We start from the raw sequence: 11,366 nt of genomic DNA, 5'->3' as shown, positions 1-11,366 counted from the left end.
GGGTGGGGATGGTATCTACATTCATATCTACACAACCAATTTGTAAGTTGGGTTAGCGTCAGTAATCCAACGTTTAGAACGAATTTTTAAATCCAGCCCATCTAATCGCTTAAATCAATAAGCCTGCTGCCAAGCGTGTTGCACATTATCAAAGCCTTGCACTTTATCGCTGAGCAGGCGGCTTAATCGTCCACCGCTGGTAATGCCATTTAGGCGAATTTCCGCCATCACTGCGGTGTCTGCGCCTGCATCTGGATTAAGATCGTTGCGGTAGCGGCGTGCGTACACCGACAAGCCATAGCAGCAATCTTCATAATTTAACCCAAGCAAAGTTTCCATAAAACGGCTATTTTTATAGTCGTATTGCGCTTGGCTTAGCACACGCCAGCGGTTATTGATGGGGAAAATTGCCGAAGCGGTATAAGCCGACAGCGCGCGTTGCCCAAAGTTGCGGTTTTCTTTGCGCTCCACCACGCCAAAGTTGAACAGGCTATTTTCGGTCGGTGAAAAACGCACCTGCGCCACAACGTTATTGATGTCGTAATCCTTAGTAAATGCGCCTGCTGCGTCCACCCATAAGCGATCATAAGGCTGGGCGCTCATTTGCCACGCCAAGCCTGAGCTTGAGCCAGTGAAATTGCGGTCATTATCAATGCCCACACGCACATCGTCTAAGTAAATCTGCTCGGCAACGCCACCATCAAAGCGAGTGATGCCGTTTTTGTCAATGTAGCGATAATTGATGGCAGGCGTGATGGCGTGTAAGTCGGCAATGCGGTCATAGCCCAAGAACCAAGAATCCGACAGCAGCTGATCGTAGCTCAAAGACGCAATGGACGTCTCAAAATTTGGGATATTGCTTTGGTCTTTATAAGGCGTGTAGTTGTATTTTAGGCGTGGGCTGACGACTTGATGGCCGCCCCATTTGCCGTCAAACCAGCCAAATGGCGAGCCTGATTTTTCAAAAAACACGCCAGCATCTAGGCTAACTTGTGGCGCAAATACCGAGTACGAGCCGTCTTCTTTGCTTAGATTTTGGTCGGCTAGGCTGTCTTCATCATAAGAAGCGTACAGCTGGGCAAGACTGAGCTTTGGCGTGAAATAACCCCAAGATTTTAGCAAAGGATAGCTTGCTGAAATTTGGTTGTACATACGCGCGCCGCTTTTTTCGGTTTCTGAGCCGTCTTTGATGGATTTTTTAAAGTAGCCGCTGTTATGCACGCCAGAAATCTCAAGTCCTGCCAGCTTTTCGTTGTCATCGGCATAAAATTTTGGCAAAACGTACGACACGGCAAGTTGCGGCAGGCGAGAATACGGCTTGTCTTTGTCAAGAATGCTGCTGCCATCGCTGTTTGTGCCGTCTAGGGTTTGGAAAGTTTCTGCACGCAAATCTGCCGTCAGATAGTCGTTATAATAGCCAAGACCAATGCGGCGCGGTAGGTTGAGTGGGTTATTATCTAGACCAAGCGTGTCAAAATCGCTCAAATAACGGTTGTCCGACACATAGCGATAATTGGCGTAGGCGGATAAGTTGTCAATGGCTTTAGATTGCCAATAATGGTCGTAAAATAAGTGGCTGCGGTCTTCGCCGTGATATTTTCTGTCGCTTGGCAAATAGGCTGCGTCAATTTTACCTGCGCCAAATTGCTCAGTGAGATAGCGAAATTCTGCCGACAGCATGGGATTGCGATTGGTGAAGGCGGTCGGTGTCAAGGTGGCGTCATAATTTGGCGCAAGGTTTAGATAATAAGGTGCGCTGACTTTAAAGCCGTCAGACGAGCCAAAACCTGCGCTTGGCAACAAAAAACCACTCGCGCGGCGCTCATCAATCGGAAAATTAAAATACGGCAAATAAAACACAGGCACATCGCCAATTTTTAGTGTGCTGTTTTTGGCAATGCCGCGCCCTGTGTCGCTGTTAATGTCAATGCTTTGGGCGTCCAAATGCCATTTGCGCTCGGTGGGCGGGCAGGTGGAGAACATCACGCCTTGTAATTGATAATGCGCATCGTCAATTTTCGTCATTTGCTGGGCATGACCGTGCGCACCCATTGTGGTGCTGGCAAAGGCGACGTCGCTTGCGCCTGCGGTTTTGCCGTCCGCTTGGTATTCCACAGTTTGTGCCACGCCAAACATACCTGCGCCAATGGACGTACCGTCAGCGTTGGCATCGCTGAACAGCACTTGCCCTGACGCTGTGGCTTCACCTGTTTTTGGATTGAAAATCACTTTTTGAGCCATCACTTGACGGCCGTCTTGCTCTAAAATGACGTTACCCGTCAGTTCAGCATAATCATCGTCATTCCAGTAGCCGTAATCGGCTTGGGCGTAGTATGCGCCTGCTGGCTGGGCGTTGTTATCGGCAAGTAAGCCGTGCTTTTGGTTTGGCAAAACCCACACGCCATGACAGCGCGCGTCCATGTTGCCTTTGGCTTGGTAGTATTCAGAAAGTTTTTGCAAACTGCGCTCAGCATTGTTGATTTGGCTGCTGGCTGCTTCGGCTGCTGGTTCGCTTGACTGCTGCGTTTCGGTTAAGTCATCTGCCAGTGAATTTGGTGCGCTGATTTCGTTTTGCAAGGCTGAATTTTGCACGGCTAAATTGTGCGTGAAATCGTCTGTGTCAAAACTTGCCACATCTGGATTTGTTTCGGCTGAATTTGCCACATCTGCCACATCTGCCAAATCATCATCACTGCCTTGAAAGATGGGTGATGATTTATCGTCTGATGGTTCGTCTGTTAAATCGCCTGTCAAATCGTTTGCTAAGCCGTCATTCGCCAGTTCGCTTGTCGGTTCGCTTGCTAAATCATCGTTTAAAGCCGCGCCAGTTTGCACGGTTTGTACAGTTTCGCTTGCGGTATTTTGTGCTGGCTGATTTTCAGTGATGGCTGCCGTCTGTGCCAAAACTTGCGCCACGCTCACCGCTGGCAAAAGACTTGCCCCAAAAAGCGCGGTGCGAACGCTAAGCATTAGGCGGTATTGTGCGCGTTGTTTGTGAGTGGGAGTTGGTTTTGATGATTTCACAGCCGAGCCTTCCAAATTGCGAATAATTGTAGGTTATTGAATGTGGTTGTTGCCAAGTTTGACTTGGGAAATTTAAAGGTAAATATGCCTATTGTACACCAATTTGGCGATTTATTTGTGGGATTTTTCGGCAAATTTTCATCAAATTTTTGCCAAAATCGGCATTTTGCTTGGCGTTTGTGGGTATTTTGTCAAAATTGGCGATTTTTAATGCCTTGGTGTGATTTTCAACTGGTGAAAATGGGGAAAATCCGTTAAACTAGGCGCATTTGGTTGGCGATGCGTACTGCTAAGTGCGTAGGCTAAGTTTTATCACCGTGCGTCATTGGTAAATTTGGCATGAATATTTGTGACAAACTTAGCAAAACCAATCATAAAAATTTAGATTAAATTTAATAGTATCAATAAGTTGCTGGATTTATCCAGTTGGGGAATTTTATGAGTCAGGTCAGTCGCCACGATGAAATGATGGCGTTTTTGAATGCGCATTTGAGCGCAGGTTTTGAAGTGCAAAGTCTGGCAGGGGACGCAAGTTTTCGCCGCTATCACCGCATTTATTTTGATGTCAAAGGCGATGAACAGACCGAGCGCATGACGTATCTTTTGATGGACGCACCGCCAGAAAAAGAAAGCGTGGTTGAGTTTTTGAACGTGGCGGACATTTTTAGCGAGACGGTGAACGTGCCTGACATCATCGCAAGAGATGTGGCGCGTGGATTTTTGCTGCTGCAGGATTTTGGCACGACAGAATTTGCCGACACCATCACAGGCGATGCGAGCGTGCGTGAAGCGCAGTATGCCAAGGCATTGCAGACGCTGGCGGATTTGCAGCGCATTCGCACGGACGTGAATTTGCCAGCTTATAGCGATGAAAAACTGGCGCAAGAGATGGATTTGTTCGCTGAGTGGTTTTTGCCATACATTGGCGTAGCGCTTGATGACAAAGGCAGTGCGCTGTGGCAGAATTTTAAGGCGTACATTGTCAAAGCGGTGCAAGCGCAGCCAAAAGTGGTGGTGCATCGTGATTATCACAGCCGCAATTTGATGCAAGATAAAGGCAGCGATGCGCTGGGCGTGATTGACTTTCAAGACGCAGTGATTGGTGCAAATACTTACGATTTGGTGAGTTTGGTGCGTGATGCTTATGTGGATTTTGATGAAAGCTGGGTGGCGGATAAAATCGCCAAATTCCACGCGCTGATTCAGCCTGAAGCGGATTTGCACACTTTTACCGCCATGGTGAACGTGATGGGCGTGCAGCGTCATCTAAAAGTGCTGGGTATTTTTATTCGTCTGTCGCAGCGTGATGGCAAAGACCGCTATTTGGCAGACATTCCAAAAGTCATGCGTGATTTGCTGGCGGAGCTTGAGTGGCTTGGCGAGCAAGGCGATCAGGTGTGTGCGCAGTTTTTGGCGTGGCTGCAGGCGAGCGTTTTGCCAGCGTATCAGCAAAAATTTGCCTAAAGCTGTTTGGCTAAAACGGTTTGCCCAAAATTGCTTGCTCAAACTTGGCAGAGCGGTGTTTTGTGAAAATTTGAAAACCTTAACAAGTCTAGGTCAAAAGTTGCAAAACACCGTGTGGCGATGAAAATTTGGCAATAAAATTGGCGGTGAATTTCAAAACTGCTTAGTTATTTTTTAAATTATTTTAATAAAACTTTATAAATTTATGATTACTCAAGCCATGATTTTGGCGGCAGGCAAAGGCACAAGAATGCGTCCTTTGACCCTAACCACGCCAAAGCCGCTCGTTCCTGTGGCGGATAAGCCTTTGATTTTTTGGCACATTGAGCGCCTAAAAGCCGCTGGCATTACCGACATCACCATCAATGCTGGTTATTTAGGTAAAGTGCTGATTGACGCATTGGCGGCGCAGGATTTTGGCGTGAATTTGCGCATTTCTGATGAAAGCGTGCTGCCTGAGCCACTAGAAACCGCTGGCGGTATTCGTCATGCGCTGGCGCAGGGTTTGCTTGCTGATGCGCCATTTATTTTGGTGAATGGCGATGTGTGGAGTGAGTACGATTTTGGCAGGCTTGCGCACCTGACACTGGGCGATAATTTGGCGCATTTGGTGCTGACGAAAAATCCTGAGCATAATTTGGCAGGCGATTTTCATCTTACGGCTGGGCGTGTGAGTGAAAAAGATGACAGTCAATCTACGGAAAATCACCACACTTTTGCAGGCATTAGTGTGCTAAATCCAAAGATTGTGGCGGACGTGGCGGCAGGCAAGATTGCGCCGCTTGCGCCATTTTTAAAGGCAGCAATGGCGGACGGACGTGTGGCGGGCGAGCTGATGAGCGATTTGTGGGTGGATGTCGGCACGCTTGAGCGGCTGGCGTGGGTGGATAATTATGCCAAATCCCTTGCCGATAAGCGTGGATAACTTTGCTTAAATTCGCCAAACTTTCTTAAATTATCCAAATCATAAAAACACCGCTCGTGATTTTACAAGCGGTGTTTTTTGTAACTTTTAAAATAAAATTACTTTAAAATCAGGTCAATTAGTGAGAATAGACAAACGCATCTTTGAGCTGTTCTGGGCTGTGAATGTCGGTTTTTAAATCGTGAATCAGCCCGTTTTTTAGATTATAAATCCAGCCATGTACGGCAAGTTTTGCGCCACGGTGCCAAGCGTTTTGCACGATGGTGGTGTGGCAGACGTTGGTTACTTGGCGTTTGACGTTCAATTCGCACAAAAGGTCGGTTTCTTGTTCTGGCGTTAAGTTTTGAAAGCTGTCTTGATTTTGGTAGTATAAGCCCTTGAGCGAGCGCAACCAGTTGTCAATTAAGCCGTATTCTTCATGCCCAAGCGCCGCTTTCACGCCGCCGCAGCCATAATGTCCGCAGACGATGATGTGCTCTACTTTGAGCATATCCACCGCGTATTGTAAGGCGGAAAGTAGGTTCATGTCGGTTGCCACCACCATGTTGGCGACGTTGCGATGCACGAACAGCTCACCGGGCATCATGCCCACGACTTCATTGGCAGGCACGCGGCTGTCCGAGCAGCCAATCCAAAAATATTTGGGCGATTGCTGGCTGGCAAGGCGTGGAAAATACTCAGGGTCTCTGGCGGATAGGCTTTGCGCCCAAAAACGATTGCTTTCTAGTAATTTTGTCAGCATAAATAATAGTCATAAAAATGGTAGATGTGGCAACGATAACACAAATGGACGCTTTTAAAATACTAAAAATAGCCAATGCGCTTAGCCAAAAGGGGTAATTGATGGGTTTTTAGCTGGTTTTGGTGAAATTTTGGGTTGATTGTTGGGTGGTTTGGTGAGTGTTTGGCTGGTTTGAAAGGGCGGCGATAAAGCGAGCAGCAAAACCAAAATTTAAATCATAAAATAAATAATAAAATCAATGATTTAAATACTTTTTTAAAAATTTTATCAAAAATTATTTGACAGCGTGTAAAAAATCGCTATAATACGCACCACAAAGACGGCAACGTCTGATGAGAAAACTGGTTTTTTAGTCGTCTCATCGCTTTAAGAGTTGGGTGGTTAGCTCAGTTGGTAGAGCGTCTGCCTTACAAGCAGAGGGTCAGCGGTTCGAATCCGTTACCACCCACCAATTCTTAATTGCAGCGGTAGTTCAGTTGGTTAGAATACCGGCCTGTCACGCCGGGGGTCGCGGGTTCGAGTCCCGTCCGCTGCGCCATTTTTTTAGTGTAACTTTTAAAGTTATCACTTTCACCCCAAGTCTCCCCTGTCTTGGGGTTTTTTTCTGCCTAAAATTTGTGGTATGCTTGGCGGATAAGTTCTTATTGACCGCAAATCACTACGCCAAGCATCACATTTGCCAGCGTTTTAATATTTGAAAAACTTGACAATCTAAAACTTTGGCAAGCTATGATTTGACAATCTAAATGCTTGCCAAGTGATGCGCCAAACGCTCAAAAATCCGAGCCAATTTACCAAATTTACAAATTCAAATCGCAAAGCAAAACCGCAAGCGCAAATTCACAAATCCTAAATTCACAAACCCCAAATTTAAAAACCCAAAACTCACAAAGGACTGCTTATGAACACCGCCAAAACCGACCCAAAAGCCACGCTCATTGGTATGTCTGCGGTGGCGCTGTGGGGGTCGATGGTGGGGCTGCTTGCCAAGGTGTCATCGCTGTTTGGGGCGACTCTTGGTGTGGCTTTGGTGTATAGCGTGAGTGCGCTGCTGCTTTTGGCGATGTTTCGTGTGCCAAGTCTTGCTAAGGTATCCAAGCGGTTTTTGCTGATTTCTACGCTGTTGTTTGTGGCGTATGAGCTGTGCTTTTCGCTTGCGGTGGCGCACGCCCAAAGTGCCGAGCAGGCGATTGAAGTGAGTTTGCTTAATTATCTGTGGCCGTGCTTTACCATCGTGGCGCTGGTGTTGTGCCGTGAGCTGAAATTTAGTATGGGCGTGCTGATTGGGCTTGGTGTGTGCATTTATGGCGTGATGTATGTACAAGGCGGCGGCTTGTCGCTGTCAAGTTTGCTTGCCAATGCCGCGCAAAATCCGCTCAGTTATGCGCTGGCGTTTATCGGCGCAATCATTTGGGCGGTGTATTGTGCGGTGGTGCGCGTGATGGGCGTGGGGCAAAATTTGATCGCGCTGTATTTTGTGGCAACGGCATTCACGCTTTGGTTGTTGTATGCGTTTGGGGCGAGCGCTGATGGCGGCTTGCTGGCAAGTTTTGCTAAGCTGCAATCATCAGGCTTATTATGGACGGCAATCGGCCATCTGTTGGCGGCAGGCTTGGCGATTGGGCTTGGCTATGGCGTGTGGAATTATGGCATTTTGCACGGCAATGCGGCGGCGACGGTGGTGGCTTCGTATTTTACGCCTGTGCTGTCATCGCTGATTGCGGCACTGCTGTTATCGGCAAGTTTGACGGCTGAGTTTTGGCTGGGTGTGGTTTTGGTGTCGGCAGGTTCGCTGATTTGCTATGTAGCAACCAAAGAGCGCAAGACGGCATAACGATACTATAATAATACGATACCATCGCACCGCTATAAATCGCTTGAATTTGGTGCTACTAAGTTTGGCAAGGTCCGCAAAATTCATAAAGCCTGTAAAATCTGCAAAACTTGCCAACCTTTGCACAGCCGTCAAATTTTAGCGCAAATTATTCACCGCCCACACCGCAGCTTCCACACGTGTGCGCAGACCAATCTTGCCTAAGATGTGCTTGACGTGTACTTTAACAGTGGATTCGGCAATGCCAAGTTTGTTGCCAATCATCTTATTGCTCATGCCTTCAGCAATCATGCGCAGCACTTGCAATTCACGGTCGGTCAGATCCAGCTGTGCTTCGTTTTGGGTGGGCTTACGCATGGCTTGAGCCAAAATCGGTGCAAGCGCAGGGCTGATCATCAGCTCGCCACGCAAAATGCGGCGAATGTTGGCGATGATTTCTTCAGGCTCCATGTCTTTTAGTAGATAACCGTCCACGCCAAGCTCCAAGGCTTCTTGCACGTCTTTTAGATTGTCCGATACCGTAAACAGCAGCACCTTACCACCAATGCCAAGCTCACGGATTTTCTTAAGCGTTTCTATGCCGTTCATCACAGGCATGTTATGATCCAGCACAATCAAATCCACTTCTTGCGTCTCAAGAAATACTAAGGCTTCTTTGCCGTTGCCAGCCTCGCCAGCCACTTCAATATCCATTTCTAGCGATAACAAATCCGCCATGCCGTGCCGCAGCATTGGGTGGTCATCAACCAGTAATAAACGGGCAGGATTGGTGGCGGTAAAAACTTTTTGACTCATGATAAATTCCAAATCGTGTTCTTTTTAAGTGGTGTTTTAATGTTTAAAATCGGCTTGCCAAATGCAGATTACGGCTCTTGGCTGGGCGTTTGCCCAAATTCTTTATCCAGTTCGTGCGCCAGATTTTGCGTGGCTTGGGCGGATTGCTCAGCGCTCCACTGCGTCAGCGCAGCCTTTGGGCGTGGGCTTTTGAGCTGTTTTAAGAAAAACTGCGGCACGAATTTCAGCAGTACTTCTGTGCCTTTTGGTGCGGCAGGCTCAGTGCTAAGCGTGCCACCAAGCTGCAGCGCGCGCTCCACCATGGTGCTTAGTCCGTAATACTCAGCTTTGTTTTTGTCATTTTGGTGAATGCCGATGCCATCGTCTGTGATTTTTAGCACCACTTCATAGCTGGTGCTATCTTGGTAGAGTACGACATTCACACAGCTTGCGTGGGCGTGTTTATGGACGTTTGATAAGGCTTCGCGCGTGATTTGCAGTAAGTTTACCTGCTCGGCGGCGGATAAATTCAGCGTCAAAACTTGATTATCAAACGCCACGTCAAAACCGCCTTTTTGGCTAAATTCTTCCATCGTCAGTGTCATGGCGTTGTTAAAATCGCCACCATCTACTTTCAAGCGAAACGTATTTAACAGCTCTCGAAGCTGCGTGTAGGCGTGCGTAACGCCTGTGTTCAAATCGCTGCGCACTTTGTCTTGTTTGTTTTGGATTTTATAAAGCAGCTCGGCATTTTGTAGGTGTTTTTCATCGTGCAGCACGGTTTTTTCTTGCTCGCCTAAGGTTTTTAGCATGGCGGCTTGCACTTTTAGATACGATAAAGTTTGCGCCAGCGAATCGTGCAGTTCACGCGCAAAAGTGTTGCGCTCTTCTGACAAAATCAGCTCTTCGGCTTGTTTTTGCTGCTGACTTGAGACAAAAGACAGTGCCACTAAGTTGGCAAGTGCTGCCAGCAAATCTTGCTCAGAAAGGGCGCTGCTGTCTGCGCTTGGTTTGCCAAAGTTATTAAGATTTAGCACGGCAATGCGCTCGCTGCCATCAGAAATGCTGTCGGTAGGCTTATTTGTGTGGTTTTTATGATTTGCTGATGAGCGCACCAAAAGCTCGCCCCAGTTGGTGTCGGTGGTTTTGATGGGAATAATGCGTGTTTTTTGGTCGGATTTTAGCTCGCAAAATTCACAATCCGCCGCCGCACAAAAACCATGATGTTCACGCTCGGACAACGATAAAATCATGCCATCGCTGTCATCTTGCCCACGAATGCACAAGGAAATCTGCGTATTTGGCAAAATTTTTGCAAAATCTTGAATCAGTTCGTGCAAGTCTTTGGCGTTCAGATGGCGCGTGGTGGCAACGGTTTTGGCAAAATCATACAGCGCATACAAGGCTTGATTGTGCTTGGTAAGATACAGCGTTTTTTGCTTAACTTCGTTTTCTAGGGTTTGCTGATGGTTTTTGATGGTGGTAAGCATGGCAAAAAAGGCTTCGGACAAATCGTTCAGCTCACGATAGCCTTTGATGTCGCCTTCGGTATGCACGCCAGACAATTCACTCTTTTTAAATTTGCGCGCGGCACTGGTGAGATTTTTGAGCGGAATGAGCGCATTGCGATTAAGCTCCCACATACCTACGCACATCACCAAAGTCAAAAGCACAAACGATAAAATCTGCGCAAACTGCTGATGAGTTTGCCTAAGTTCATTGCGCACTTGAATGGCAGTTACCAAGTGATCCACGTCTGTTAAAAAGCTGATGGAATGCTGATAAAAGGCGGTTTCGTTGCGCTTTTGCAGTGCAGGTAGTAGGTGCTGTTGCCAATGGTCGTCAATCTTTTGTAAGGCGGCGTTAATGCTGTCATTGCGATTGCCAAATTGTGTCTGATACACCGCCAAATCATGCAGGCGCAGCTGCATATCGTCAATCAACCCATCAATGCGTGCGCTGTGCGTATCAAGCGGTGCGTGCGTAAGCGCATCAATGCGGCGCAGCGCCAGTTCGTGATTGATTCGGTAAGTTGCCATGCGCACCGAGCCTGCTTTATTGATGGCGTTGGCGTCGTTTTCGCTGGATTTGACTAGGTAAAAGTTATAACTAAAACCGCCCAGCACCACCAGCAAAATCAGCGTAATCGCCCACCATGCACGCACAGGCAGTGAATGCCCGATTTTTGCAGGGTTAATCCATAAAATAAGACGTTTTAGGGGCATGACTACTCCCAAAAAGTTGATGGGCGAATTTTTTAGATAAATAAAACAGCAATTAAGCAATAAATGTGTAATAACTGATTGAAAATTATAGTATTTTATAAGAGATTTACTGGATTTTTGCCATACTACTAAAGGGGTAGCAGCAAGCCAAGTAGGGAGTGTGTTTATAACAAAGCTGATGATATTTAAGCATTTTTTCTCAAAAACGCTCTATAATGAATGACTAAGAAAACGGCAAATTTACACCAATGGCACAAAACGGCGCAAAAACCGCCTGTGCAATCCGCCAAAGGGTGAGTTAATTGACCAGTCGGAATAAGCGCATTTGGCATGACCATCATAACGGATTGAGCGCCTTTTAAATGTATTTTTTCTTTG

The 11,366-nt window shown here is 47.1% G+C and carries 7 protein-coding genes and 2 tRNA genes; 5 read left to right on the top strand and 4 right to left on the bottom strand.

What is annotated here, in order from left to right; genetic code table 11:
* Positions 1–114: 114 nt before the first annotated feature.
* Entirely contained in the window at positions 115–3,024 is a 2,910-nt protein-coding gene (locus tag B0181_RS04020; protein WP_242620174.1) for an LPS-assembly protein LptD, read from the bottom strand.
* Between the two features lie 438 nt (positions 3,025–3,462).
* Between B0181_RS04020 and B0181_RS04015 the strand changes: the two genes are divergently transcribed.
* Together B0181_RS04015 and murU are read left to right on the top strand one after the other, a co-directional pair.
* A complete protein-coding gene (locus B0181_RS04015; RefSeq protein WP_078276199.1) occupies positions 3,463–4,488 on the top strand; it encodes an aminoglycoside phosphotransferase family protein in 1,026 nt (341 codons plus the stop codon).
* A 205-nt stretch (positions 4,489–4,693) separates the two neighbouring features.
* Positions 4,694–5,413, top strand: coding sequence for an N-acetylmuramate alpha-1-phosphate uridylyltransferase MurU (gene murU / locus B0181_RS04010; protein WP_078276198.1), 720 nt, complete (start codon positions 4,694–4,696; stop codon positions 5,411–5,413).
* 118 nt (positions 5,414–5,531) lie between these two features.
* Here the strand turns inward: murU and can are convergent, their stop codons facing one another.
* Positions 5,532–6,155: a carbonate dehydratase gene (gene can / locus B0181_RS04005; protein WP_078276197.1), complete on the bottom strand. Its 624-nt coding sequence runs from the start codon at positions 6,153–6,155 to the stop codon at positions 5,532–5,534.
* 375 nt (positions 6,156–6,530) lie between these two features.
* On the opposite strand from can, the gene B0181_RS04000 reads away from it, so the two are divergent.
* The 3 genes from B0181_RS04000 (at position 6,531) to yddG (ending at position 7,989) form a co-directional block, all read left to right on the top strand.
* Positions 6,531–6,606: transfer RNA gene (locus B0181_RS04000), tRNA-Val, on the top strand.
* Between the two features lie 10 nt (positions 6,607–6,616).
* Positions 6,617–6,693: transfer RNA gene (locus B0181_RS03995), tRNA-Asp, on the top strand.
* 363 nt (positions 6,694–7,056) lie between these two features.
* Positions 7,057–7,989 (top strand): aromatic amino acid DMT transporter YddG, encoded by a 933-nt coding sequence (yddG, locus tag B0181_RS03990; protein WP_078276196.1) that lies wholly within the window; start codon positions 7,057–7,059, stop codon positions 7,987–7,989.
* 138 nt (positions 7,990–8,127) lie between these two features.
* Here yddG and narL read toward each other — a convergent pair whose 3' ends face one another.
* Together narL and B0181_RS03980 are read right to left on the bottom strand one after the other, a co-directional pair.
* Positions 8,128–8,784, bottom strand: a complete 657-nt coding sequence (gene narL / locus B0181_RS03985; RefSeq protein WP_078276195.1) for a two-component system response regulator NarL — start codon at positions 8,782–8,784, stop codon at positions 8,128–8,130.
* 68 nt (positions 8,785–8,852) lie between these two features.
* A complete protein-coding gene (locus B0181_RS03980) occupies positions 8,853–10,988 on the bottom strand; it encodes a type IV pili methyl-accepting chemotaxis transducer N-terminal domain-containing protein (protein WP_078276194.1) in 2,136 nt (711 codons plus the stop codon).
* Positions 10,989–11,366 lie beyond the last annotated feature (378 nt).

The organism is Moraxella caviae (assembly GCF_002014985.1).
Taxonomy (GTDB): Bacteria; Pseudomonadota; Gammaproteobacteria; order Pseudomonadales; family Moraxellaceae; genus Moraxella; species Moraxella caviae.
Note: the sequence above shows the minus strand (reverse complement) of the source record. Positions and strands in the feature narration are given on the sequence as shown.

Bases quoted from the DNA above. Each gene is read 5' to 3' on its own strand.
- narL (WP_078276195.1), bottom strand. From the start codon at position 8,784: ATGAGTCAAAAAGTTTTTACCGCCACCAATCCTGCCCGTTTATTACTG.
- can (WP_078276197.1), bottom strand. From the start codon at position 6,155: ATGCTGACAAAATTACTAGAAAGCAATCGTTTTTGGGCGCAAAGCCTA.
- B0181_RS04015 (WP_078276199.1), top strand. From the start codon at position 3,463: ATGAGTCAGGTCAGTCGCCACGATGAAATGATGGCGTTTTTGAATGCG.
- murU (WP_078276198.1), top strand. From the start codon at position 4,694: ATGATTACTCAAGCCATGATTTTGGCGGCAGGCAAAGGCACAAGAATG.
- B0181_RS03980 (WP_078276194.1), bottom strand. From the start codon at position 10,988: ATGCCCCTAAAACGTCTTATTTTATGGATTAACCCTGCAAAAATCGGG.
- yddG (WP_078276196.1), top strand. From the start codon at position 7,057: ATGAACACCGCCAAAACCGACCCAAAAGCCACGCTCATTGGTATGTCT.